We start from the raw sequence: 24,622 nt of genomic DNA, 5'->3' as shown, positions 1-24,622 counted from the left end.
TACTTGGCGGCCCCATGTCATTACGCAACATTACTTGAGCCTTTCGCCGTAACACCCCGTAACCCAAAGTGCCCTGCCGTAAGAAAAGGGCATCTGCGTGCGCGTTAAACTTCATCCCATGGCTACTCAAATCCTTGTCGTCGACGACGACCTCGAACTACGCGACCTGCTGCGCGACTATCTGGCGCGCCAGGGAATGGAAGTGTCGGTGCTGCACGACGCCGGCTCGCTGGAGCGGCGCCTCGAGCGCGAGCGTCCCGACCTGATCGTGCTCGACCTCATGATGCCGGGCGTGGACGGGCTGACCGCGCTGCGCAAGCTGCGCGCGTCGGGCGACGACATCCCGGTCATCATGCTCACGGCGCGCGCCGACGACGTGGACCGCATCGTCGGCCTCGAACTCGGTGCCGACGACTATCTCGGCAAGCCGTTCAATCCGCGCGAACTGCTCGCGCGCGTGCAGGCCGTGCTGCGCCGGCGCCGCACGGTGCCGTCGGCGGCGGCGCCGGAGCAGCGCGAACCGTTCACGTTCGGCCGCTTCACGCTCGATTTCCAGTCGCGCACGCTGCAGCAGGAAGGCAAGCCCATCATGCTGTCGGGCAGCGAATTCGCGCTCCTGAAGATTTTCGTGAATCACCCCATGCGCACGCTCACGCGCGAGCGCCTGCTCGAACTGCTGCACGGTCCCGAATACGACGGCACCGACCGCGGTATCGACGTTCAGGTGTGGCGCCTGCGGCGTATTCTCGAAACCGATCCTTCCACGCCGCGCTTCATCCAGACGGTGCGCGGCCGCGGTTACGTGTTCGTGCCGGACGGCGAGCAGGCGAGCCATGCGACGCCCGGTTGATTCGCTGTTCGGGCGGCTCGCGCTGCTTTTCGTCGGCGTTCTCCTGCTCTCTCACGTAGCGTGGTTCGCGCTGATGCGGCTCGACCGCAACCAGATGCAGACGCGTTACGCCGTGGAAGAGGCCGCTTTTCTCGTGGATGCCGTGCGCCAGCACGTCGCGCGCGAGCCTGACCAGCCGCTGCCTTCGCGCGTGCAGCTCGTCGATCCGGCGAGCGCCGTGGTGCCGCCGGACAACGCCAATATTCCCGAACCGCTGCGCCGTTTCGTCGACGAAGTGCGCGACCGCATGCCGTCGGGCACCGACGTGCGCGTCGGTCCACCGGGGCATCCGCCCACGCTTTGGGTGCGCGGCCCGCAGGACGCGCGCTGGATCGTCGTGCCGGTCCAGCCGCTGCGGATCATGCGGCCCGCGATCGACCGCATGATTCCGTGGCTGGTCATTATTTTCTCGGCAGCCGTGATCGCGGCGCTGGTGGCGGCCTGGACGTTGCAAAAGCCGTTGCGCCTGCTGGCGCAGGCCGTGGCGCGCTTCGGGCGCGGCGAGCCGGTGCCGCCGCTGCGCGAGCGGGGCCCGCGCGAACTGCGCCTGCTCACGCACGGCTTCAACCAGATGGTGAAGGAGGTGGAGCGCACCGAGCACGACCGCGCCGTGATGCTGGCCGGCGTGGCGCACGATCTGAAGACGCCGCTCGCGCGTCTGCGCCTGCGCGCCGAGATGATGGACGAAGCCAAGGCGCGCGACGGCGTGGTGCGCGACGTGGAGTCGATGGCGCATATCGTCGACCAGTTCCTGGTGTTCGCGCACGACGGCGCGGACCGCAGCGAGCCGGTCGAGGTGGACGCGCAGTGCGAGCGCATCGTGCGCAATTACCGGACGACGGGGACGGGCGAGAGCGCGTCCATCCAGATGCGGCTTGCCGCCGGCAGCGACTTCCGCCTGCCTGCCGCGACGCTCGACCGGGTGGTGTCGAATCTGCTCGATAACGGGCATGCCTACGGCGCGCCGCCGGTCGTGATCGAAACCTCGTTCGGACCGGACGGCTATACGCTGACGGTGCGCGACCACGGCAATGGCATCGCGGCCCCGGATCTGACGCGCGCGAGCCGGCCGTTCGTGCGGCTCGACCCCGCGCGGGGCGGCAACGGGCATAGCGGCCTGGGTCTTGCGATCGTCGAGCGCCTCGTGCGGCGCGCGGGCGGCGAATTGCAGATCGGCAACGGCGAAGGCGGCGGCCTTGCCGTGCGCATGACGTTTCCGGAGGAAGTGGTGCAGCGCACCGTTGCCGAGGCAGCGCACGCCTGGTGAACGTGTCGCGGCCCGGTGCGGCGGCCTGCGGCGAGGCGCTGCGGTGAAGCGCTGCGGTGAAGCGCGCTGGCGAAAATTACGCGGAGAAGAGCGTGTCGAGTGCCGCTGCCGCTTCGCTGTCGACGGTGTTGTAGGTGACGGTGCCAGCCTCGAAGATGTAGTGCGTCGTGTACCTTCCGAGGCGCGCGAGTATTTCTTCCTGAATCAGCTCGGGCGCGGCGTCGAGTTTCAGATACCAGGCGGTCGAGGACAGGCGCGTCTGGAACGCGCCGTACTCGACCATTAACTGGTCGAATGCGTGAGCATCCTGATCGCGGCAGACGATGACCAGATTTCCCTTCATGCGATACCTCCAGATTGAGCGGAACGGCGCGGTGCTGTGCGCGCTCCTGAGCCAGAGCCTGCCGTGGGGGGCGAACAGGCTCGCATGGCGCGCCGCCGGGTGCGGCGCGGGCGTTCATTCGATGATACCGCGTTGTTTCCCTTCCCCCGGGCGGACCCCGCAGCGAGGCCCGGTTCGAAGTGGCGGCTACCAGGTCTCGGCAGTGGCGCGCGGCGGCGTGGCGCCGTCGGCGGGCATGGCCTCGCAGCGGTCGCGGCCGCCCGCTTTCGCCATATAGAGCGCGAGGTCGGCGCGGCTCATCAGCCGCTCCGGCAGATCCTGGGTCACCGCCAGTTCCGTGATGCCGATGCTCACGCTCAGGTTCGAATCGGCCGGCAGCTCCGGGCAGGCGCTTGTCTTCACCTTCTGGCGCAGCCGCTCGATCACCTCGCGGCCGGTCGAGAGCGAGGTCGCGGGCAGCAGAATGCCGAACTCTTCGCCGCCGAGGCGACCCACGGCGTCGTCGGAGCGCAGTCCGGTCCGGCAGGTTTCCACGAAATGCTTGAGCGCGCGGTCGCCGGCCGGGTGGCCGAAGCGGTCGTTGATCTGCTTGAAGTAGTCGAGGTCGGCGATCGCCATGCACAGGGTCGTGCCGCTCGCGTAGGCGCGCTCGATTTCGCGGCGCAGCAGATCGAGGAAGTAGCGGCGCGAAAGCGCACCCGTGAGCGCATCCACGCGCGCCTCGGCCGCGAGCATCGCATTGGCCGACTGCAACTGCTCGGCGAGGTCGCGGCTCGCGCGGTGCAGCCGCCGCTCGCGCACCCACGACACCGAGATCACGGCCGCGAGCGCCGCCGTGCCCGCGAGCGTCAGGAAGATCAGGATCTGGTCGCGACGGCGGTTCGCGAGCAGTTCGGGCCAGGCGTTCAGCGGATCGACGAGATGCGCCGAGAGCCCGGAATTGAGGCCGCCGCGCCATTCGTAGAGGGCGGGCGCCGGCCGGCCGGGCAGCTCGACCATCTCGGCGGCCTGGGCGCGCGGCATCCAGGGCGCCTCGCCGAGCACGTCCTGCTCGGCCGAGCGCAGCGCGACCTCGGAGAAGCGCTCGCGCAGATAGGTGTTCACCCGGTCGACGGCGTTCATTTCCTCGACGTGGGAGCCTGGCAGCACGAGGCCCTCCAGCGCGCTGTCGTGAGCCATGATGACGACGCCGTTGTTGTCCGAAACGAACGTGCCCGGACGCGTGACCCAGTGCCGTAGCCGCGAGATGCTGACCTTGGCCACCACGGCGCCGACCAGCAAGCCATCGTCGTAAGCGGGCGCGGCGACGAAGATGCCGGGCTCGCCGCTCGACATGCCGACGCCATAGGTTTCCGTGAAGGCGCCGAGCAGGGTATCGCTCAGGTACGCGCGGGCGTGCATGTCCACGCCCACGTAGGAGAGCTTGTCGAGCGCATTGCTCGATGCGATGCAGATGCCGTTGGCATTGACGAGCCAGATGGCGTCGAGGCCGGAGAAACCCTGGGCTTCGTGCAGAAAGCGGTCCACGGAGAGAAGCGCGGGCGTGCTCTGCAGTTCGGTGCGCCGCGCGAGTTCCGTCGACTGGGGCATCGCGGCGTAGCGCGCAGACTCGGCCAGCGCCTTCTCGACCACCTGCGTCTGCGCCATCGTGGCCGGAATCGCGCGCGTCATCGAAAGGTCGCTCGCGATCACTTCGGCCATGCTGTCCACGACCGAGCGCGACACCTGCCGTTGCATGGCGAGCGCCGTATCGAGCTCCTGGCGGACCATGCGGTCGGCAAGCAGACTCGCCACGATCCAGCAGAGAATCGCCACTGCCATGACCCCGAGGGGGCCGGCTGTCTGACGCAAGAGTCTCCGGTTCATCGGCCTTGGGAATCGTGGATGGGCGTGGGGCGGCGACAGGCGGCGCGGCCAGCGGATGCGGCGGGTTTCAGCGCGGTTGCAGTCGCTTTTTGCCGTCGCCTCGCATCCGCCGTCACGCCGCGATTTTACCGCTCGAATCGGGCCCGCGACCCCTCGTTGAGCGGGCCTGACCGCACTTCGGCTGCACTTTTGCGGTAGTTGTGCCGCGGTCTGTCTGCGCTCGGGACTTCGCGCGAGCCGGCTCCGTGCGCTTGTGGCGCGTACGCGACGGCGGGACGGACCCGAGCCCGGGCGCGGGACGGCGGGCGGCTTGCCGGCCGGTTCGAGGCAGGGCGGCCAAAGCGTCGCTGTTCACGAAAGGCGAGGTTGTATCTGTCACAAAGGTTGTGTAGTGTCGTTCCCTTCAAATCAGGGCAAGCCTGCAAAGGTTGCTGCCAGGGCGCAGGTGCCGGGGGACGCCGGTAGCTGCGCACAGTGTGTGCGGCGGCGCCCACGCCGCACGCTTGATCAACGCCAACGAGTATTTGTGCCCATGCGCCTTGCCTTCCTCGATTTGTCACAGCCGGGCCGTGAGCCCGGTATCGATGCGAATTGCACTACGCTCCGCCAGGGAGACGCCTGAATGGACTTCGGCTTCAACCTGAACCGCACGGCCAACGCTTCGGCGTGGCGCGTGCTGCCCAATCGCTGGGACTTCGTCGCCTTTCCGCTCATCATCTGCCTGATCGCGATGGCGGCCATCGGCTTTCATCAGACGCTTGCGCCGATGTCGACGCTCAAGACCCAGGTGATCTCGACCGACCCGCGCATGCTGCCCGAGTACGCCATGCGTACCACCCTGCGCATGCTCGCGGCCATGGTGGCCTCGCTGGTCTTCACGCTGATCTACGGCACGCTCGCCGCCAAGAGCCGCCGCGCGGGCCAGGTGCTGGTGCCGATTCTCGACATCCTGCAGTCGGTGCCGGTGCTCGGCTACATCTCGTTTACGGTGACGTTCTTCCTCTCGCTGTTCCCGGGCCGCGTGCTGGGCGCCGAGCTGGCCGCGATCTTCGCGATCTGGACGAGCCAGGCGTGGAACATGACGTTCAGCTTCTACCAGTCGTTGCGCACGGTGCCGCGCGATCTGGACGAAGTGTCGAAGGGTTTCCACCTCACGAGCTGGCAGCGCTTCTGGAAGCTCGACGTGCCGTTCTCGATGCCGGGCCTCATCTGGAACATGATGATGTCGATGTCGGGTGGCTGGTTCTTCGTGGTGGCTTCGGAAGCGATCACGGTGGGCAACAACACGATCACGCTGCCGGGCATCGGCGCGTATCTGGCCCAGGCCATTTCGGACAAGAACCTGGGGGCGGTGGGCTGGGTGATTCTCGCGATGACGGTCGTGATCGTCGCCTACGACCAGTTGCTGTTCCGCCCGCTCGTTTCCTGGGCCGACAAGTTCCGCATGGAAACGACGAGCTCGGGCGACGCGCCGGAATCCTGGCTGCTCGACCTCGGGCGCCGTACCCATCTGATCCAGCAGATGCTCATGCCGGTGGGCTGGTTCTTCACGACGGCCGCGCGCGTGCCGCTCAGGATGCCGTCGTTCCCCGTGATCGAGCGCGCCGCGCCGGCGGCGCCGGGCACGGGTTCGATGCGTTCGCGCATCGGCGACGCGGTGTGGGCGATCTTCGTGCTCGCGCTCACGGTGTACGTGGTGTGGCGCGTGGTGGCCTACGTGCGCACCGGCGTGACGCTCGACGACGTGGGCCATGTGCTCGTGCTCGGTCTCATTACGCTTGTGCGCGTCCTGCTGCTGATCGTGATCGCCTCGGTGATCTGGGTGCCCATCGGCGTGCTGATCGGCCTGCGTCCGGCGCTAGCCGAGAAGGTTCAGCCGCTCGCGCAGTTTCTGGCCGCCTTCCCGGCGAACCTGCTGTTCCCGGTGTTCGTGATCGTGATCGTGAAGTTCCACCTGAACCCGGATATCTGGCTTTCGCCGCTGATCGTGCTCGGCACGCAGTGGTATATCCTTTTCAACGTGATTGCCGGCGCGAGCGCCTATCCGAACGACTATCGCGAAGCCGCGACGAACTTCCGCATCCGCGGCTGGCAGTGGTGGCGCAAGGTCATGCTGCCGGGCATCTTCCCGTACTACATCACCGGTGCGATCACGGCGTCGGGCGGCGCCTGGAACGCGAGCATCGTTTCGGAGTTCGTCCAGTGGGGCGACACGAAGGTGCAGGCGCACGGTCTGGGCGCCTATATCGCGCAGACCACGGCCGCCGGCGACTTTCCGAAGATCATCCTGGGCATTGCCGTGATGTCCCTGTTCGTTACGCTGTTCAACCGCCTGCTCTGGCGCCCGTTGTACGCTCACGCCGAAGCCAGGCTGCGGCTGGACTGAGACTGATTGAGAACTGAAGGCAAACGCGATGCAAAATCCCAAGACTATGAGTGCCGCAAACAGCGATGTCGAAACGCCGGCTCCGCCGCGGCTCGGCGAGGAAATTCTGCGCGTGCAGGACGTGTGCCGGGGCTTCAGCAAGGCCCAGGGCGAGCTGCTCGTGCTCGACGACGCGAACCTCTCGCTGCGCGAAGGCGAAATTGTCGGGCTGCTGGGCCGTTCGGGCTCGGGCAAGTCCACGCTCCTGCGCATCATCGCCGGCCTGATCTCGCCGACTTCCGGTGAAGTCACCTGGCGCGGCAAGCCGCTCGACGGTCCGGCCGAAGGTGTTGCGATGGTGTTCCAGACCTTCGCGCTGTTCCCGTGGCTGACCGTCCTGCAGAATGTGGAAGCGGGTCTCGAGGCGCAGGGTGTGGGCGCGCAGGAGCGCCGCGAGCGCGCGCTGGCCGCCATCGACCTGATCGGTCTGGACGGCTTCGAGAACGCCTACCCGCGCGAGCTTTCGGGCGGCATGCGCCAGCGCGTGGGCTTCGCGCGCGCGCTCGTCGTCGACCCGATGCTGATGCTGATGGACGAGCCGTTCTCCGCGCTCGACGTGCTGACCGCCGAAACGCTGCGTACCGATCTGCTCGACCTGTGGACCCAGGGTCGCCTGCCGATCAAGTCGGTGCTGATCGTCACGCACAACATCGAGGAAGCGGTGTTCATGTGCGACCGCATTCTCGTGCTCTCGTCGAACCCGGGCCGCGTCGTGGCCGAGATCGAAGTGCCGTTCAAGCACCCGCGCAACCGTCTCGACCCGGCGTTCCGCAAGCTCGTGGACGACATTTACGCGAAGATGACTGCGCGCCAGATCGGCGAGACGACGAAGAAGGGGCTGGATCTCGGTAGCTGGCTGCCGCGCGTGTCCACTAACCTGATGGCGGGTCTGATCGAGACGCTGGCGATGGCGCCGTACCACGGCCGCGCCGACATGCCGGAAATCGCGCGTACGCTGCATCTGGAAGTGGACGACCTGTTCCCGATCGCCGAAATGCTGCAGAACCTCGGCTTTGCCGACGTGCGCGAGGGCGACGTGCTGCTCACGCCGCCGGGGCGCGTGTTCGCGGAGTTCGGTACGCAGGAGCGCAAGATGATGTTCGCGGAGCACCTGCTGCGTCACGTGCCGCTCGCGGCGCGGATCAAGAAGGTGCTCAACGAGCGTCCGGGACACCGCGCGCCGCGCGTGCGCTTCGAGCAGGAGCTGGAGGATTTCCTCTCCGACGGCGCGGCCGAAGAGACACTCGACACGGTGATCGACTGGGGCCGTTACGGCGAGATCTTCTCGTACAACGACCAGTCGGAAATCTTCAGCCTCGAAGACGTCGAGTCCTGAGTGTTGGCGGCATCCGGCGGGATCCCGCCGGATCGGATGCACCAGCAAAAACGGTCGCCTCGGGCGACCGTTTTTTTTCGTTGCGCTTATTGGAGCGTGCCCCAGCGCTCGACCGCCGGTTCGGCCGACGCCCATTTCCAGCCGCCGGCGTCGCGGCAGGTGCTCGCGGTGTACCACTGCTCGGGGGCGTCGGCGGCTTCGCCGTCCTGTACCGAGAACACGAACTCCTTGCACAACGCGAGCGCCGACGAGAAGGCGCGCGTCACGCGCACCTGCCCGTGGCCGTTCTCGACCGGCAACTGGTGCTTGATGCGCCAGATGTCCATGCCGCCCACGGGCAGCCGGCCGGCGGTCTGGGCAATCATGTCCTGCTGGTCGGCGTGCATGTTCTTCATGAAGCGGTTCACCGCCTCGTCGGTGGCGGCCTGCACGGCGATGCCCACGCCGACGCCGACGGCCGGGTTGGCCGTGACGATGCCCGTTGCGGCGGCCGCGGCCGCGCCGCTCGCGGCGCCGATCGACGCGCAGCCGCTCGCGGCGAGCGCCGCGCCGGCGCACAGTGCGGCGAGCGCGAGAAAGCGCACGAGCGGGCGCGCAAGCGGAGACCCCGGCGGACGCGCGTGCGGCGCGCCGGGCGCGAATGCGGCGGTGGGCGTGGTCATTGCAGCGCGCCCCAGCGGTCGGTAGCGGGCTCGGCGGAGGCCCACTTCCATGCGTCGCCGTCGCGGCAGACGGCGGCCACGTAGAACGCGCTCGTGGCGGCGGCGTCCTTCGTTGCGTCGTGATCGACCGAGAACACGATCTCCTTGCAGTCGAGCGCGCCGCTGCTGATCACGCGGCTCACGGTGACGCGGCCATGCTCGTCGTCCTCGATCGGGAACGAGTGCGTGATGGACCACGGCGCGACGCCGCCCACGTCGAGCGGCCCGGCGACCTTCGCGATGCTGTCCTGGGTATTGCGGTGGACGACCCGTTCGGAGTACTGCACGCCGGCCTTCGCGGCGGCCACGAAGCCGAGGCCGATACCCGTTGCGACTGCGGCGTTGTTCGTGACCTTCGAGGCGATTGCCGCGCCGCCGATACCGGCCCCCGTCTGCGCCCCTTCGGAATAGAGCGAACTGCACGCCGAGCAGGCAAGGCTCAACGCGGCGAGCAGGGCGAGCGAGGCCGCGCGTCGCGGCGAGAAGGGGGGGAAGCGGATTCAACTGCGGAGGTGAGCCGTTGCGCGGTACGTCGTTCTTGCATGTTCTATCCCTGCCTTGCGCCAGCGGCCTGCAGGACGGCCTGCGGACGGCATGCGGCGCGCTTTTGTGCTGTCGCGAATTGTGCAGGACGCTACCGGGGAAGGGGATAGGGAAAGTGCAAAAGTTTGCAAAATATGCTGCGACACGAGCCAGGATCTGCTTGATTCCGCGGCTTACCCGGGCTCGCGCTCGCTCGTGTCGTCGCCTTCGTTGCTGTCTTCGGCGCCGTAGCTGCCGAGCCGGTTGTAGAGCGTCTTGAGGCTCACGCCCAGCGTGCGCGCGGCGAGCCGCTTGTCTCCGCCGCAGTATTTGAGCGTGCCGAGGATGATCTGTTTCTGCGCGTCGGCGAGCGGCGTGCCGATCCACACGCTCATTGCGTCGCCCAGCGTGACGGGCTTCTTCACGCGCGGCACGAGTTGCGGATGCGTGATCTCCACCACCTTCTCCGCAAGGATGAACGCGCGATAGACCGCGTTCTTCAGCTCGCGCACGTTACCGGGCCACGACCAGTTGCGCACCGCGTCGAGCGCGCGCTTGCTGAAGGTCTTTTGCGTGCGTTCCTGTTCGTTGAGTTCCGCGAGGAAATGCTGCGCGAGCAGTTCGCGGTCGCGCTCGCGTTCGCGCAACGGCGGCGTGCGCAGCGGAAACACGGCGAGACGATACATCAGGTCCTCGCGCAGGCAGCCTTCCTTCACGGCGACGATGGGGTCGCGGTTGGTCGCCGCGATGATGCGCACGTCGCCGCGGATGGCGCCGCTGCCGCCCACCGGAAGATATTCGCCGGTTTCGAGCGCGCGCAGGAGCTTCACCTGATGCAGGAGCGACATCTCGGTGATTTCGTCGAGGAACAGCGTGCCGCCGCGCGCGTGCTCGAAGTGGCCGTCGCGTGCCTGCACGGCGCCCGTGAAGCTGCCTTTCTCGTGGCCGAAGAGTTCGGCTTCGATCAGCTCGTCGGGGATCGCGCCGCAGTTGACGGCGATGAACGGGCCATCGCGCCGCGCGCCGCGCTCGTGTATGGTGCGCGCCACGAGCTCCTTGCCGGTGCCCGATTCGCCGACGATCAGCGCCGTGGCGTCGGTGACGGCCACGCGTTCGATCTGCGCATAGAGATCCTGCATCACCTCCGACGATCCATAGAGCAGACCGTAGGACTGCAGTCCCGCGACGCGCGCGCCGACACTTCCGGTTTCGCTGCCGGTGTTTTTGCCGGCGCTGTTGCCGGACTTGTCGCCGGGGGTGTCACGCCTCGTGGCGGGTGAGCCCGGTTCGATTGATGCCATAGGGTAATCGTCCTGCAAAGGGTTTCGGTCGGTGCGCTGCCGCGCCGACGGCCGCTTTGTTTCTATCTCGTAAACATTTAACCACTGTCGCATGTTGCACGGCAATGGAGCGGCCAGGCGGCCGCCGCCGAAACGGCATGAATCCTGCTGCGGAACTCGTGGCGTCCGCGAGAATCGAGAACGTTAGAGAGGGCTGTTGCGTTGGCGCGAGGCGCGAACCGCGGCGGCGCATCCCGTGCAAAGAAATTGGACCGACCAGACTGGGAGGACGCAAGATGTCGAGGAACAGGACGAATCTGGCCAGCGCGCTGATTGCCGTCGGGGCGATCGGCGCGACGGCGGGAATGCTGGCCTGGCGCTGGTCGCAGCGCCATCGCGCGCAGCGTTTGACCTATCACCGCGAGCTGAATCGCTGGGAGGGCGAAGGCGGTTCGCTTGCGTCGGCTGTGAGCGGTACGGTCGAGACCGGCGCGTCGACGGATGCAGCGAGCCCGGGCCCTGCTTCGGCACCGTCGGCGAACGGCGCCGCGGGTACGCCCTGGCCGTTCCCTCACGGCAACACCTGACGGGGCATACCGCCGGACCAGAAGGACACGTGGGTGCTCGCGTTGGAACCCCCACGTGCGCCCCTGTCTCGAATATGTCTATAATAGTCATATCTACAACAATCGATTCCCGGATCGCCGATTGACGGCGAGATTGTTGCGTCAACGCGGCTAAATCGCGCCTGCGGCCTCTTCGGCGCGTATTCCGCCGCTTCGTACTCCACTGTGCAGCACTGCCGTAGGCGCCGTCAGGCGCCGGTTGCCGTCGCCCGGCGTGCCGGGTGCTGGCCGAGGGTAGGCCGCGGAGCTCGAGTGGGGCCATTCACCTTTCAGGGCTGACGAGACGCGATGCCACATGTATTGATTGTCGACGACGATGCAGAAACCCGCGAGGCGCTCGCCGTCGTCGTGGGGGCGGACGGACTGACCACGGCGCAGGCCGGCGATCTGCGCGAAGCCCGTATCCAGCTCGTGCGCCAGATGCCGGATGTCGTTTTCACCGACCTCAAGCTGCCCGACGGCAGCGGCACGGACCTCTTTCAGGATCTCGATCCGCGTTCGGGCGTGGAGCTCGTCGTCATCACGGGCCACGCGACGGTCGAGACCGCCGTCGACGCGCTCAAGGCGGGCGCGATCGACTATCTCGTCAAGCCGATCAACCTGCAGCGCGTGAAGGCGATCCTGAACCGCCTGCCGCGCGCGGGCGACCTCAAGGCCGAGATCGGCACCTTGCGCGGCGAGCTGCGCCGCATGGGCCGCTTCGGCCTCATGCTCGGCAATTCGGCGGTCATGCAGGACGTCTACGACCAGATCGGCCGCGTCGCGCCTACGCCCGCCTCGGTGATGCTCGTGGGCGAGTCGGGCACCGGCAAGGAGGTCGCCGCGCAGACCATTCATCAGCTAAGCCTGCGGCGCAAGCACGAATTCCTCGCTGTGAACTGCGGCGCGATCTCGCCCAACCTGATCGAGTCGGAGATGTTCGGCCACGAGCGCGGCTCGTTCACGGGCGCGGATCGCCAGCACAAGGGCTACTTCGAGCGCGCGAACGGCGGCACGCTGTTTCTCGACGAAATCACCGAAATGCCGATCGAGCTTCAGGTGAAGCTGCTGCGCGTGCTGGAGACGGGCATGTTCATGCGCGTGGGCACGACGAAGGAGATCGAGACCGACGTGCGCCTGATCGCCGCGACGAACCGCGATCCCGAGCAGGCCGTGGCCGAAGGCAAGCTGCGGCTCGATCTCTATCACCGGCTCAATGTATTCCCGATCAGCCTGCCGCCGCTGCGGGAGCGCGGCAAGGACGTGGAGCTGCTCGCCCAGTCCTTTCTCGACGAACTCAACGAGCGGCACGGCACGAAGAAGCAGTTTCCGCCGGCGGTGCGCGAAACGCTCGCGACCTACCCGTGGCCGGGCAATGTGCGCGAGCTCAAAAACTATGTGCAGCGCGCGCATATCATGTCCGGCGCGGATGGCGAACTGACGGCCGCCGTGCCGCTGCAGATCTCGCTGTCGAAGCCGATGGCCGGCACGGCGGTGACAATTCCGTTCGGCACGTCGCTCGCCGACGCCGACCGTCAACTGATTCTCGCCACGCTCGAGCAATGCGGCGGGGTGAAGACGCGCGCCGCCGAGATTCTGGGCATCAGCCTGAAGACGCTCTATAACCGCCTCGTCGAGTACGGCAACGAGCCGGCCGGCAAGGGCGGCGTGGAAACGGAGCCGCGTGCGCGCGCGGCGGGCGGCGCGGGCGTCTGAGGCGGCGGCCTTCGCAGCCGGGCCAGGCGGCCGGGTGTGCTGTGCGCGGTATGTCTCTTGCAAACGCCAGGGACAGTGCCTCCGAGGAGTCAGCCATGCCGTTTTGCCGAGCCGCCGGTCCTTTTCGTGTCGAGCCTTCGCTGGCTCACACGCCGCAACCCGAAGATCCTCCGCCGAGGGAGCCCGACAGTCCCGACGTGCCGCCCATCGGCGATCCGCCGCCGGAGCCCGACGAAGCGCCGCGCTCGGCCGGCCGGTGGCTGGCGCCGCTGGTCTGGCCCGGCCGCGCGGCCTCGATGCGCTGGGCCCGCTGGGCCTGCTGGATCGCCCGCGCGGGCTGAGCGGCGCCACCAAGCCGCTGCACGGCGGCACACCCGGACGTTTATGTACGACTTACAAGCGCTGCACCATTTTTACCGGCATTTTCACGCGACGACCCCTAGACTGTAAGAGCGCTACCGCCACATGGCGGCCTTCCGCTGGAGGCTTCGAGATGAGACACCCTGCATTGCGTCGCTCCGCGCGTTACTCGGGCAAGCGTGGCCCGCGGGACGGAGAACAGAAGGGCAGCAATCCGCCGCCGATGGTCGCGCCCGACCCGGCCGGCCAGAACCGCCCCGCGCCCGGCATTCCGCCGGACGGTGAGCACAATCAGGGCGGTTCGCGCGCCGAGGGTCTCGAGTACCAGCGCGATCTCGGCTCGGAACAGGACGCCTGAACACCCCTGCCGCAGCAAGTTCCATCGCACGCTATCGAACGTTTCGCCGGGCGCGAATATCGCGCGGAACGGGCTCGTCCGTACGCCGGGCCGCGCCTTGTCGGGTCTTGCCGAACAGGTGTTGCCGCCTATGCGGCACGAAATTTGCATACGTTTGAAATATAGAGTCTCTGAATCAACGAAACAGGAGGATTGCCGCAATGGGCAGACTGATCGTGGTATCGAACCGCGTCGCGCCGACACAGGAAGGACGACCCGCAGCAGGAGGCCTTGCCGTGGGCGTGCTGGATGCGCTCAAGGAAACGGGCGGCGTATGGTTCGGCTGGAGCGGCGAGACCGTTGCGGAGCCGTCGTCTCCCGTCATCGAACAGCAGGGCAGCGTCACCTACGCGACGGTCGGCCTCACCCGGCGCGATTATGACCAGTACTACAAGGGTTTCTCGAACACGACGCTCTGGCCCACCTTCCACTACCGCAACGACCTTGCGCGCTACGAGCGCCAGGAGTACGCCGGCTATCTGCGCGTGAACGTGACGCTCGCGCGCCAGCTTCAGCCGATGATCGAACCCGACGACATCATCTGGATCCACGATTATCACCTGATCCCGTTCGCGCGCTGCCTGCGCGATCTCGGCGTGAAGAACCCGATCGGCTTCTTCCTGCACATTCCGCTGCCGGTGCCCGAGGTGATGCGCTCGGTGCCGCCGCACGAAGAACTGATGAAGTTCATGTGCCACTACGACGTGGTGGGCTTCCAGACCGACGCGGACCGCCAGGCCTTCCTCGACTACATCGAGCGCGGCGGCCACGGCAGCGCGAGCGAGGACGGCATGGTGCACGCGTGGGCGCGCTTCCTGAAAGTGGGCGCCTATCCGATCGGCATCTATCCCGACGCGATTGCCGAGGCCGCCGGGCAGTTCACCGACCGCAAGTCCGTGCGCAGCCTGCGCGACGCCATGCGCGGCCGCAAGCTGATCATGAGCGTGGACCGGCTCGACTATTCGAAGGGACTCGCCGAGCGTTTCCAGGCCTTCGAACGCCTGCTGCAGAACGGGCCGGGCTGGCACGGCCGCGTTTCGCTGCTGCAGATCGCGCCGCCGACGCGCTCCGACGTGCAGACCTATCAGACGATCCGCCGCAACCTCGAAGGCGAGGCGGGCCGCATCAACGGCCGCTTCGCGCAACTCGACTGGACGCCGATCCAGTACCTGAATCGCAAATACGAGCGCAATCTGCTGATGGGGCTGTTCCGGCTCGCGCACGTGGGCTTCGTGGCGCCGTTGCGCGACGGCATGAATCTCGTTGCGAAGGAGTACGTAGCGTCGCAGAACCCGGACGACCCCGGCGTGCTCGTGCTCTCGCAGTTCGCGGGCGCGGCCGAGCAGATGCCGGGCGCGCTCGTCGTGAATCCGTACGATCTGAACCAGACCGCGGAAGCGCTCGAACGCGCGCTCTCGATGCCGCTCGCCGAACGGCGTTCGCGCTACGAGGACATGATGGCCGGGCTGCGCCTGAACAATCTCTCGGTGTGGCGCGACGCGTTCCTCGCCGACCTGCGCAGCGTGGCGACCGCCGCCTCCGTGACGGCGAAGGCGCGCGGTGCGGCACCGGCGCCGACGCCCGAGAAGGCGAAGGCGAGCTGACGCTTCCCGCGCGTCTTGCCGGGCGCGCACGATTCCCCTGCGCGGCGGCCTTCGAGCCGCCGCGTTGCATTGCAGCGTCCCCCGCGCGACCCTCGGACTAGGCCCGCTGCTCGCCCGCCTCGCCGTACGGCTCGGGTGAGCGGGTCGGATCGAAGTCCGCCCAATGGCCGCCTTGCCAGTGGCCGGAGGCGCGCTCGATATCGGACGCGCCCGCTTCGCCGAGCACCTCGGCGGCGATCGCCTGGTTTTCGGCGCATACGTGCACGGCGAGCAGCACGCCCGAGTTGCGCGTTTCGCGCAGCACGCGTTCGTGATGCGCGTCGACGTGCGGTCGGCTCGCGCTCATGCCGATGCGCGAGCCGACCCACGCGCCCACGCCCGCCGCGATCACGACGATCGGAAACGACGCCGACATCCCGCCGAAGATCACGACGCCGACCACGGCACCGGCGACCGCGCCGGCAGTGAGGTTGCGCGCGAGATGCGGCGACATGGGAAGCGCAGCGTGGGGCGCCGCGGCGTGCGCCGCGTGACGGGCGTGCTGCCCGCGCGGATTGACGAAGAAAAGGTTGACGTCTTCCTCGACGAAGCCGCGCGCGAACAGCTTTTCGGCGACGGCCTCGGCGGCGGGGAAGGTGGTGAACCGTCCAGCGACGATCAGTGACATGGAAATCCCCCTTTGACCTCGCGCGAGGCGCCGTGAAGGGACGGAAGACGCGGCAGGGCGCGGAGCGTGCGCGAACCGGGAGGCGGCTCAAATGAGGCTGCTCGGTGCAGCGGATCAGGCGCGGCCGGCGAGGCGCGCTGGGCGCGGCGCCGCCAGGAGACTGGACGGTGGCCGCGCGGCGGAGTGCGGCGAGGCGTGTATTGAGTGTAGTCAGGTGTGCGCAGAATGTGGGACTGCGCGAGGAAATTTATCCGGGCGTTTGCGCCGCGTTGCCCGGCACGAGCCGCAGCATGCTGACCACGGCGGCGACGGCGGCGAACCCCGTCGCCACATAGAGCGCGATCGTGGGCCCGTGCTGCGGCGCCACGCCGAAGATCAGCGCGACGAGCGCCGCGCCGAGGGTCTGGCCCGTGAGGCGCGCCGTGCCCAGCATGCCGCTCGCGCCGCCCGAGCGTTCGCGCGGAGCCGACGCAAGCATTTGCCGGTTGTTCGGCGACTGGAACGTGCCGAAGCCCGCGCCGCACAGCGCCATGCGCCAGCCGATGTCGAACGCCGAAGGGTGCGCGCCGAGCGTGGCGAGCAGCAGGAGCCCGAGCGCGAACAGCGCGAGCCCGATGCCGCCGAGCATGCCCGCGGCGTAGCGGTCGGAGAGCCAGCCGGCGAGCGGCGCGGCGCCGACGATCACGAGCGGCCAGGGCGTCATGAGCAGGCCGGTCGCGACCTGGGTGAAGCCGAAGGCGTCCTGCAGCAGAAAGGGCAGCGCGACGAACGCGAGCATCTGTGCGCAGAACGAGCAGATCGAGGTGCCGACCGAAAGCGCGAACACGGGAATGCTCAGCAGATCGACGGGCAGGAGCGGCGCGGGCTGGGTTAGCTGGCGGCGCACGAAGAACCAGCCGATCACGAGCGCCGCGGCGAATTCGGTGCCGATCCACGCGCGGCGCTCGCCGTGGCCGAGGCCGTCGACGGCGAAGATCAGGAGACCGAACACGAGCGCGTTGAGCACGGCGCTCCCGTAGTCGTAGGGTGCCGGATGCGGCCGGTTGACGGGCAGCGCGCGCAGGCCGAGCGCGTACGCGGCGATGCCGATCGGCACGTTGATCGCGAAAAGCCAGGGCCACGAGGCGACCGCGAGCACGCCCGACGCGATGGTCGGTCCCACCGCCGAGGCGATCGCCACCACCATCGCGTTGATCGAAACGCCGCGGCCGAGCTGGTTGCGCGGGTAAATCATGCGCACGAGCGCGGTGTTGACGCTCATGATGCCGGCGCCGCCCAGGCCCTGCACCATGCGCGCGGCCGCGAGCACGGGCAACGAGGGGGCGAGCGCGCAACCGAGCGACGCGACGGTGAAGAGCCCGAGCCCCCACAGATAAACGCGCCGGTAGCCGATGCGGTCGCCGAGCGAGGCGAGCGGCAGCAGCGACATCGTCACCGCGAGCTGGTAGGCGTTGACGATCCAGATCGAGCTCGCTTCGCTCGCCTGGAGATGGCGCGCGATCGTCGGCAGCGCGACGTTGGCGATCGCGCTGTCGAGCACCGCGAGCGTGATGCCGAGCGCCACCACGACGATGGCGTGATAGCGCTGCGGGAAAGGCAGGCCGGCTTCCGCCTCGGCGGCGGGATCGGCGTTCGGCTGGGACAGCGTGGACGTGGTGGTGGGCATCGATTGGCGGGCGCGCGCAACGGCGGTCGGCATGGCTCGCGGATGCGCACGCATCGCGCCCGGCGGCGCAGGCGTGGCCCGCGCCGTGTGTGCTGCCGGCGACGCTCGAGCGTGCGCGGTTATTTCAGTTCGTAGAGCCCGACGTAGGTCGTCGAATCGATTTCGTTCAGGTGCGTCATGAAGCGCGCCACCGCGTTGGTCGTGTCGGACGTGACCGGGAGTTCCGGCACCTTCAGTGCATGCACGCGGAAGATGTAGCGATGCGGCTTGTCACCGCGCGGCGGCGCGGCGCCGCCGAAGCCGACCGTGCCGTAGTCGTTGCGCAACTGCAAGGCCCCGCCCGGCAGCAGGCTGCCGTCGGCCTTGCCGGCATTGCGGGCGAGCGCGCGCACGTCGACGGGAATGTTGACGACGACCCAGTGCCAGAACCCGCTGCCCGTAGGGGCGTCGGGATCGTAGAGGGTCAGCGCGAAGCTCTGTGTGTCGTCGGGCGGCGCATCCCATTGCAGCGCGGGAGAAACGTTGTCGCCGTCCACGCCGAAGGCCCGTTCGTCGAATTCCTGTGCTTTCGGCATGAAGCCGTTGTTCGGGAAGTCGTCGGACCAGAGTCGGAATTCAGCCATGGGTTGTCTCCTTCTCGTGCGTTCTGGCCGGCGCGCGCCTCGCATGGGGCCGCGCACGGCTTGCCGATCGAGTTTATCACCGCGCGGCGCCCGTGCATGGGCTGTCGGGCACGCCGCTGCGCGCGCGCAGGCGCGACCCGCGCATAGCCCGCGCGCAGCTCGCGTGCAGCTGTTACGCGCGCGCTTCGAACCACGTCGAGGCGGGGTCCCGGAGCCAGGCGTCGAGGCGCTCGACCACGGCCTGCGGGTCGTGGTCGGCGCCGCGCAGCGCACATTCCCAGATCACCGCGACGCGCCAGCCTTGCGCAGCAAGCGCGGCGAGCGCCTTCGCGTCGTTGGTGCGGTTGCGCGCGATCTTCTCGCGCCAGAACTCGGGGCGCGTCTGCGGCCACTTGAAGAGCGCACAGCCGTGGCCGTGCCAGAAGCAGCCGTGCACGAACACGGCGGCGCGATAGCGCGGCAGCACGATGTCCGGGCGCCCCGGCAGTTCGCGCACGTCCAGCCGGAAGCGGAAGCCGCGCCGGTGCAGCAGGCTGCGGATCACGCGCTCGGGCCGGGTGTTGCGCCCGCGGATGCCGGACATCATCCGGCTGCGGGTGGCGGGATCGACGACATCGACCATGGTTGCCGTCCGCTATCGTGTCGGGGGTCTACGCTCGCGCCGTCAGGCCGCCTCGGCCGCCGGTTGCGTGCGCACCGGCCTGGCCGTTCGGCTGCGCGCGGCGGGGGCTTGCGCGAGCGCTTGGGCGCCGGAGCCGGCCAGCAGTGCGTCGAGATGCGGCATCATCGTGCGCGCCACTTCGCGCATCACCGGCATCACCACGCTGTTGCCGAACTGGCGATAGGCCTGCGTGTCGCTCACGGGAATGCGGAAGGTGTCGGGAAAGCCCATCAGCCGCGCGCACTCGCGCGGCGTGAGGCGGCGCGGACGCAATCCTTCGCCCTGGTGGACGAGGATCTCGCTGCCGTCCTTGTGATAGCGCGCCGAGAGCGTGCGCGTCACGCTTTCCGGAAATGCGAGGCCGTAGCCGAAGCCGTTGCCGGCGGCGCGGTGCTTCTCCGCGTATTGCTGGAGGTATTGCCAGAGTCCGGGCGTGAGCGTGTATCGGGGTTGCACGCGGCGCGCGCCGTGGTCGAAGAAGCGTTCGCCGTCCCATGGCAGGACGGGTTCGCTGCCGTCCGTGCGATGCAGGATCGAAGCGAGGCGCGGCCCCTCTTCGGGCAGCGCGAGCGCGTCCCACGAAAACGGCGCCGGCTCCCGAAAGCCCGCGATGATGATGCGTTCGCGGTGCTGCGGCGTGAAATGGCGGCCGTCGACGACGCGGTAATGCACGTCGTAGCCGAGTTCGTCGCGCAGCACCTGGAGGATCACGTCGAACGTGCGGCCGCGGTCGTGCGAAAGCAGGTTCTTGACGTTTTCGAGCAGGAAGGCGGCGGGGCGCCTGGCGGCGATAATGCGCGCGACGTCGAAGAAGAGTGTGCCCTGGGTCGTGCACTCGAAGCCATGCGGCCGGCCGAGCGCATTCTTCTTGCTCACGCCCGCGATCGAGAACGGCTGGCACGGAAAACCGGCGAGCAGGACGTCGTGATCGGGGACGGCCGCGGCGTCGCAGGTCGTGATGTCGCCGACGAAGGCGTGATGCCCGTCCTGGTCCTGCGGGTAGTTCTCCAGATAGGTTTTCTTCGAAAACGGGTTCCACTCGCTCGTGAACACGCATTCGCCGCCGTGCGCCTCGAAGCCCATGCGAATGCCGCCGATGCCCGCGAACAGATCGACGAAGCGAAACCGCGCGCCGGCCGCCGGGGTATCGGTGGTGCCGAGCAGGAGTTCGCGCAGGGCGGTTTCGAGCGTGGCCGGGCAGGGCGTTTCGCCTTTTTCCCAGCGGCGCACGGTTTTGACGTCCTTGCCGACATGGGCGGCGATCTGCTGCTGGGTGTAACGCTGACGTGCCTGCTGGAGCAGGTCTCGCGGATGAGCCGTGGGCACGGAGTCCTCTCTGGGTATTTTGGCGGACATTATGACCGACAGGCCAGGTGCGGCGCCAGGATTTCCGTAGCGCGGGACGAGGTGGGGCCCTGCCGGCGCGGTCGCGCGGACGGGGGATGAGACGGTGAACCCGGAGTGGCCCGGTGCGGCGGCCCGCGTGTTTTAGCGGTGCACGGACCCGGCGGCGCTGCGACGATGAGCCGACGTGTCCGCGCTGCTGCGCGTGTCGTGTGCGTCGAGCAGATGCAGGAGGCTATCGATCTCGCCCAGTTGGCCCTTGTTGACGTGGCCGGTATCGAGCAGGTGATGCAGGCGCTTGCGCCAGTAGGGCGTGGGCAGGATCGGGCCGGCCAGGTCGCCCGAGAGCGACAAGGGCATCACGCGGCGAATGTGCGCGATATCCTGGTCGATGAGATTCGACATGAGGTAGCCGGCGGGGATGGGACGAGTGGAGTCCATGAAGGACTTAACGGCACGGGAAGCCGCGGCTTTAGGGTTGCGCGTCTCCCGGTTTACCCGGATCGGCGGCGCGATGCGGACCCTGGCCGCGGTGCGTGCCCGTCGTCTAGTGCAGGACCAGCATCGCCAGCGACGAGAAAACGACCGTCGCGAGGAAACCCATGAGTGCAAAAACGTATGAAGAGGTCATGCCGTCCACCCTCCGCTCTGACAGATCGAATCGTAGGCGATGGACGTCGTCGTGAAAGTTAACAATTGACAAGCGGGGAGCGGCGATGCCGCGTCCCCTCGTCGGCTCACTCGGCTTGCGGCGCGGCGCCGGCCGGAGGCTGCGCCGCGCCTTCGAGGAACCGGCGCGTGGCTTCGAACGATTGCAGCATCTGTTCGGGCCAGGGCGTTTGCAGCATGACGGCTTGATGGTTCTCGAAAGCCGAGGTGAGCAGCTTCGCGAGTTCCGGTGAATTCAGGTGGCGCAGCACCACGCTCAATGCAATGGCGGTGGCCTGGCTCGCGCCGGCCGTCTGGAGTTCGGAAGCGGTGAGGGCGGCGACCTGCTTGTTGATGTCCATGGGGATGTTCTGCCTGGGAGGGTTGGGCGTGCGGCGCTCGCGCTTTGGCGCAAGCCGGAACTATCGGGGCCTGGGATCGCGCGCGGGCCGCGGGATGTCCCGCGCCGGAGTTGGGTGGCTGGTCCCCCTGGCAGGAATCGAACCTGCATCTAGCGCTTAGGAGGCACTTGTTCTATCCATTGAACTACAGGGAGGCATGCGGCACGCAGGCCTGCGGGCTTCGCGTGATCGCCATGTTTCCCAAGTCACCCGTCATGGCGCGAAGCGATTCGCGGATTTCGCACTCGAGGCGAATCGCGATGCAGGACGTGGAGTATAGCAAACGCCTTCCGGCGCGAAAATGACCACGCGGGAACCCGCCGTGACTCTGCCGTGACCTTCGCCGCGCGGGCGTAGCGCGCAACGCCGACCCGGTCCGGAACTCAGAATTCGACGACCGTGAATTCCGCCTTGCCCACGTCGCACAGCGGGCAGCGCCAGTCTGCGGGAATATCCGCGAAACGCGTGCCTGCCGCGATGCCTTCGTCGGGCAGCCCCTCTTCCTCGTTATAGATCCAGCCGCAGATCAGGCAGACCCAGCTCTTGTATTCGATCACTTCGCTCACCACAACACCTTTCATCCGTTCCACGCGTCGCCTGCTTTCCAGCCCCATTTTGGGGCGGCGGGCAATCCGCGATGTTACCGGAAAATTGCGCCGCTTCCGCCGAGTGCCTTTGCCGCAGGAGGCTTACCGAACGGCGATGAACGCAGCGACGCGCAGATCGTGTGCCTTCACGGATGCGTTGTATGCTGGGCCTCCGGCGTTCTGCGGCCGTCTGCGGAGGCGGCATGGCGTGCGGCATGCCGGGCTGGATTTTCCATTCCCGAGGAGAACAACGATGGTCAGAAACACCTTGCTCACGGCCGTGGCGCTCACGGCCCTGCTGGCGGTGACGGGCGTCGCGCGTGCCGAAGGCGTTTATTTCGTCGAACCGAAGGACGGTGCGACGGTCACCAATCCGGTGCACGTGGTGTTCGGCACCGACGGCATGACGGTCGCGCCCGCCGGCACGATGACGCCGGGCACCGGCCACCACCACCTGCTGATCGACAGCGGTCCGCTGCCGCAAGGCCAGGTCGTGCCGGTCAGCGATAAATCGATCCATTACGGCAAAGGGCAGACCGAAACGGATATCACGCTGCCGCCCGGCGATCACACGCTCACCGCGCAGTTCGCGGACGGCGCGCACCATTCGTACGGTCCCGAGTGGAGCCAGACCATTACGGTTCACGTGAAGTAAGGCCGGCGTTACCGCGCGCGGTGACGCCGAAAGCGCCGCCGCGCCGGACCGGTACAATGCGCGCTTCAGGTCCAACGCAGGCATCGTTTCCCCGTCATGTCGCTTTACACCCTCACCGGCGCGCAACTCGCGTTCGGCCACGTCGCGCTGCTCGATCATGCGGACTTCTCGCTCGAACCCGGCGAACGCGTCGGGCTGATCGGCCGCAACGGCGCGGGCAAGTCGTCGCTCTTGAAGATCGTTGCCGAACTGGCGAAGCCCGACGACGGTCTCATCACGCGCCAGCAGCATCTCTCGACCGTCTACGTGCCGCAGGAGCCCGAGTTCGACGCGGAGCTTTCGGTGTTCGACGCGGTCGCCTCCGGGCTCGAAGGCGTGCGCGCGCTGCTCGACGAATACGATACCGTCGCGCACAAGCTGGCGGACACGCCCGAAGGCGCCGGACACGATGCGCTGCTCGCGCGCATGAACACGCTGCAGTCCTCGCTCGATACCGCCGATGCCTGGAACTGGCGCACGCGCGTGTCGACCACGCTCGCGCAGATCGGCCTGGACGGCGAGGCGCGCGTGGGCGCGCTTTCGGGCGGCATGCAAAAGCGCGTGGCGCTGGCGCGCGCGCTCGTCGTGCAGCCCGACGTGCTGCTGCTCGACGAACCGACCAACCACCTCGACTTCGACGGCATCCGCTGGCTCGAGGAACTGCTCGTCGCGCAACGCTCGAGCCTGCTCTTCATCACGCACGACCGTGCGTTCCTCGACCGCGTGGCCACGCGCATCGTCGAGCTCGACCGCGGCAAGCTGCTCTCGTACCCGGGCAACTTCTCGCACTACCAGGAGCGCAAGGCGCAGCAACTGGAAGTGGAGCGCGTGGAGAACGAGAAGTTCGACAAGCTGCTCGCGCAGGAAGAGGTGTGGATCCGCAAGGGCGTCGAAGCACGCCGCACCCGCAGCGTCGGCCGCATCGCGCGGCTCGTGCAGATGCGCGGCGAACGCGCCGAGCGCCGCAATGTGCAGGGCAACGTGAAGCTCGACGTGGCGCAGGGCGAGAAGTCCGGCAAGATCGTCGCCGAACTCACGGACGTGACGAAGCGCTATGGCGATCGCACGATCGTCGACTGCTTTTCGGCCACGGTCATGCGCGGCGACAAGATCGGTTTCGTGGGTCCGAACGGCGCGGGCAAGACCACGCTGCTCAAGCTCATTCTCGGCGAGCTGAAGCCGGACGAGGGCACGGTGCGCGTGGGCACGAATCTCCAGGTCGCGTACTTCGACCAGATGCGCGCGCAGCTCGACCTGGAGAAAAGTCTTGCCGATACGATCAGCCCCGGCAGCGACTGGGTCGAGATCAACGGCGCGAAGAAGCACGTGATGAGCTATCTGGGCGACTTTCTGTTCGCGCCCGAACGTGCGCGTTCGCCCGTGAAGTCGCTCTCGGGCGGCGAGCGCAACCGCCTGCTGCTCGCGCGTCTGTTCGCGCGGCCCGCGAACGTGCTGGTGCTCGACGAGCCAACCAACGACCTCGATATCCCGACGCTCGAACTGCTCGAAGAACTGCTCGACGACTACGACGGCACCGTGCTGCTCGTGAGCCACGACCGGGCGTTTCTCGACAACGTGGTGACTTCCGTGATCGCGGCCGAGGGCAACGGCCGGTGGCGCGAGTACGTGGGCGGCTTCACGGACTGGCAGACGCAGAGTGCGCGTGCGCAGGAGCTGGCCGAGGCGCGCGCGCCTTCTGCGCCTGCGCCGGTTGCCGCCGCGCCGAAGGACAGCGCGGCGGGGCGCAACGCGCAACGCACGGTCAAGCTCTCGTTCAAGGAGCAGCGCGAGCTGGAAGAGTTGCCGAAGCGGATCGAGGCGCTGGAGACGGAACAAAAGGCCATCGGCGCGCAGATCGAGGAAGGCTCGATTTTCGCGAAGGACGCGCAGGAGGGGATGCGGCTCACCGAACGCTATGGGCAGATCGACGAGGAATTGCTCATGGCGCTGGAGCGGTGGGAGGAGCTGGAGAGCAAGCGGAAGTGAGGTGATGCGAGAGAGGGCGGCCTGATGAGGGCCG

General features: G+C 67.7%; 25 protein-coding genes and 1 tRNA gene. 12 read left to right on the top strand and 14 right to left on the bottom strand.

Annotated elements, in window-relative coordinates:
* Positions 1-118: 118 nt before the first annotated feature.
* Complete coding sequence (locus tag WJ542_RS16390) at positions 119-850, top strand: response regulator (RefSeq protein ID WP_027795591.1); 732 nt, start codon at positions 119-121, stop codon at positions 848-850.
* Complete coding sequence (locus WJ542_RS16385) at positions 834-2,156, top strand: ATP-binding protein (protein WP_411190290.1); 1,323 nt, start codon at positions 834-836, stop codon at positions 2,154-2,156. Before WJ542_RS16390 ends, WJ542_RS16385 begins: the two co-directional genes overlap by 17 nt.
* Before the next feature lie 76 nt (positions 2,157-2,232).
* Here the strand turns inward: WJ542_RS16385 and WJ542_RS16380 are convergent, their stop codons facing one another.
* Both WJ542_RS16380 and WJ542_RS16375 read right to left on the bottom strand, forming a co-directional pair.
* Complete coding sequence (locus WJ542_RS16380; protein ID WP_027795589.1) at positions 2,233-2,499, bottom strand: double-stranded DNA-specific endonuclease; 267 nt, start codon at positions 2,497-2,499, stop codon at positions 2,233-2,235.
* A gap of 186 nt (positions 2,500-2,685) precedes the next feature.
* Positions 2,686-4,365 carry a sensor domain-containing diguanylate cyclase gene (locus WJ542_RS16375; protein ID WP_411190289.1) on the bottom strand — a complete coding sequence of 560 codons (1,680 nt, stop codon included), beginning with the start codon at positions 4,363-4,365 and terminating at the stop codon, positions 2,686-2,688.
* 622 nt (positions 4,366-4,987) lie between these two features.
* On the opposite strand from WJ542_RS16375, the gene WJ542_RS16370 reads away from it, so the two are divergent.
* A complete protein-coding gene (locus WJ542_RS16370) occupies positions 4,988-6,751 on the top strand; it encodes an ABC transporter permease (protein ID WP_411190288.1) in 1,764 nt (587 codons plus the stop codon).
* A 28-nt stretch (positions 6,752-6,779) separates the two neighbouring features.
* Positions 6,780-8,126 (top strand): ABC transporter ATP-binding protein, encoded by a 1,347-nt coding sequence (locus WJ542_RS16365; protein WP_411190287.1) that lies wholly within the window; start codon positions 6,780-6,782, stop codon positions 8,124-8,126.
* An 86-nt stretch (positions 8,127-8,212) separates the two neighbouring features.
* Here the strand turns inward: WJ542_RS16365 and WJ542_RS16360 are convergent, their stop codons facing one another.
* The 3 genes from WJ542_RS16360 to WJ542_RS16350 form a co-directional block, all read right to left on the bottom strand.
* A complete protein-coding gene (locus tag WJ542_RS16360) occupies positions 8,213-8,788 on the bottom strand; it encodes a hypothetical protein (RefSeq protein WP_411190286.1) in 576 nt (191 codons plus the stop codon).
* On the bottom strand, positions 8,785-9,327 hold the full coding sequence (locus tag WJ542_RS16355) for a hypothetical protein (RefSeq protein ID WP_411190590.1): 543 nt from the start codon (positions 9,325-9,327) through the stop codon (positions 8,785-8,787). Before WJ542_RS16355 ends, WJ542_RS16360 begins: the two co-directional genes overlap by 4 nt.
* A gap of 216 nt (positions 9,328-9,543) precedes the next feature.
* Positions 9,544-10,650 carry a sigma-54 interaction domain-containing protein gene (locus WJ542_RS16350; protein WP_411190285.1) on the bottom strand — a complete coding sequence of 369 codons (1,107 nt, stop codon included), beginning with the start codon at positions 10,648-10,650 and terminating at the stop codon, positions 9,544-9,546.
* Positions 10,651-10,925: 275 nt separating this feature from the next.
* On the opposite strand from WJ542_RS16350, the gene WJ542_RS16345 reads away from it, so the two are divergent.
* The 5 genes from WJ542_RS16345 to otsA all read left to right on the top strand — a co-directional run bounded on the left by WJ542_RS16345 (position 10,926) and on the right by otsA (position 15,311).
* Positions 10,926-11,216, top strand: a complete 291-nt coding sequence (locus WJ542_RS16345) for a hypothetical protein (protein WP_411190284.1) — start codon at positions 10,926-10,928, stop codon at positions 11,214-11,216.
* Positions 11,217-11,543: 327 nt separating this feature from the next.
* The gene (locus tag WJ542_RS16340; RefSeq protein WP_411190283.1) at positions 11,544-12,950 is read left to right on the top strand and encodes a sigma-54-dependent transcriptional regulator; all 1,407 of its coding nucleotides are present in this window, start codon (positions 11,544-11,546) and stop codon (positions 12,948-12,950) included.
* 95 nt (positions 12,951-13,045) lie between these two features.
* A complete protein-coding gene (locus WJ542_RS16335; RefSeq protein ID WP_411190282.1) occupies positions 13,046-13,291 on the top strand; it encodes a hypothetical protein in 246 nt (81 codons plus the stop codon).
* Positions 13,292-13,443: 152 nt separating this feature from the next.
* Complete coding sequence (locus tag WJ542_RS16330; RefSeq protein WP_411190281.1) at positions 13,444-13,668, top strand: hypothetical protein; 225 nt, start codon at positions 13,444-13,446, stop codon at positions 13,666-13,668.
* Between the two features lie 200 nt (positions 13,669-13,868).
* The gene (otsA, locus tag WJ542_RS16325) at positions 13,869-15,311 is read left to right on the top strand and encodes an alpha,alpha-trehalose-phosphate synthase (UDP-forming) (protein ID WP_411190280.1); all 1,443 of its coding nucleotides are present in this window, start codon (positions 13,869-13,871) and stop codon (positions 15,309-15,311) included.
* 97 nt (positions 15,312-15,408) lie between these two features.
* Here otsA and WJ542_RS16320 read toward each other — a convergent pair whose 3' ends face one another.
* The 6 genes from WJ542_RS16320 to WJ542_RS16295 form a co-directional block, all read right to left on the bottom strand.
* Positions 15,409-15,978 carry a hypothetical protein gene (locus WJ542_RS16320; protein WP_411190279.1) on the bottom strand — a complete coding sequence of 190 codons (570 nt, stop codon included), beginning with the start codon at positions 15,976-15,978 and terminating at the stop codon, positions 15,409-15,411.
* A 247-nt stretch (positions 15,979-16,225) separates the two neighbouring features.
* Positions 16,226-17,644, bottom strand: a complete 1,419-nt coding sequence (locus WJ542_RS16315; protein WP_411190589.1) for an MFS transporter — start codon at positions 17,642-17,644, stop codon at positions 16,226-16,228.
* Positions 17,645-17,763: 119 nt separating this feature from the next.
* Positions 17,764-18,267, bottom strand: a complete 504-nt coding sequence (locus WJ542_RS16310) for a YbhB/YbcL family Raf kinase inhibitor-like protein (protein ID WP_411190278.1) — start codon at positions 18,265-18,267, stop codon at positions 17,764-17,766.
* Positions 18,268-18,439: 172 nt separating this feature from the next.
* Positions 18,440-18,889, bottom strand: a complete 450-nt coding sequence (locus WJ542_RS16305) for a very short patch repair endonuclease (RefSeq protein WP_411190277.1) — start codon at positions 18,887-18,889, stop codon at positions 18,440-18,442.
* A gap of 42 nt (positions 18,890-18,931) precedes the next feature.
* The gene (gene dcm, locus WJ542_RS16300; protein ID WP_411190276.1) at positions 18,932-20,284 is read right to left on the bottom strand and encodes a DNA (cytosine-5-)-methyltransferase; all 1,353 of its coding nucleotides are present in this window, start codon (positions 20,282-20,284) and stop codon (positions 18,932-18,934) included.
* A gap of 132 nt (positions 20,285-20,416) precedes the next feature.
* Positions 20,417-20,713 carry a hypothetical protein gene (locus WJ542_RS16295; RefSeq protein ID WP_411190275.1) on the bottom strand — a complete coding sequence of 99 codons (297 nt, stop codon included), beginning with the start codon at positions 20,711-20,713 and terminating at the stop codon, positions 20,417-20,419.
* Here WJ542_RS16295 and WJ542_RS16290 point away from each other — a divergent pair.
* Entirely contained in the window at positions 20,712-20,894 is a 183-nt protein-coding gene (locus WJ542_RS16290) for a hypothetical protein (protein ID WP_411190274.1), read from the top strand. The two genes, WJ542_RS16295 and WJ542_RS16290, sit on opposite strands and share 2 nt — an antisense overlap.
* 115 nt (positions 20,895-21,009) lie before the next feature.
* Here WJ542_RS16290 and WJ542_RS16285 read toward each other — a convergent pair whose 3' ends face one another.
* The 3 genes from WJ542_RS16285 to WJ542_RS16275 all read right to left on the bottom strand — a co-directional run bounded on the left by WJ542_RS16285 (position 21,010) and on the right by WJ542_RS16275 (position 21,887).
* Positions 21,010-21,282: a hypothetical protein gene (locus WJ542_RS16285; protein WP_411190273.1), complete on the bottom strand. Its 273-nt coding sequence runs from the start codon at positions 21,280-21,282 to the stop codon at positions 21,010-21,012.
* 119 nt (positions 21,283-21,401) lie between these two features.
* Positions 21,402-21,476: transfer RNA gene (locus tag WJ542_RS16280), tRNA-Arg, on the bottom strand.
* A gap of 228 nt (positions 21,477-21,704) precedes the next feature.
* Positions 21,705-21,887, bottom strand: coding sequence for a rubredoxin (locus WJ542_RS16275; protein ID WP_411190588.1), 183 nt, complete (start codon positions 21,885-21,887; stop codon positions 21,705-21,707).
* 274 nt (positions 21,888-22,161) lie between these two features.
* Here WJ542_RS16275 and WJ542_RS16270 point away from each other — a divergent pair, with 274 nt between their 5' ends.
* Positions 22,162-22,563: a DUF4399 domain-containing protein gene (locus WJ542_RS16270; protein ID WP_411190272.1), complete on the top strand. Its 402-nt coding sequence runs from the start codon at positions 22,162-22,164 to the stop codon at positions 22,561-22,563.
* Between the two features lie 96 nt (positions 22,564-22,659).
* Entirely contained in the window at positions 22,660-24,588 is a 1,929-nt protein-coding gene (locus WJ542_RS16265) for an ATP-binding cassette domain-containing protein (protein WP_411190270.1), read from the top strand.
* The last annotated feature ends 34 nt before the right edge of the window (positions 24,589-24,622 follow it).

Origin of the sequence: Paraburkholderia yinzeri (assembly GCF_046581065.1) — a bacterium.
Lineage (GTDB): Bacteria > Pseudomonadota > Gammaproteobacteria > Burkholderiales > Burkholderiaceae > Paraburkholderia.
The sequence above is the reverse complement of the archived record's forward strand: the minus strand, read 5'-3'. Positions and strand labels throughout refer to the sequence as shown.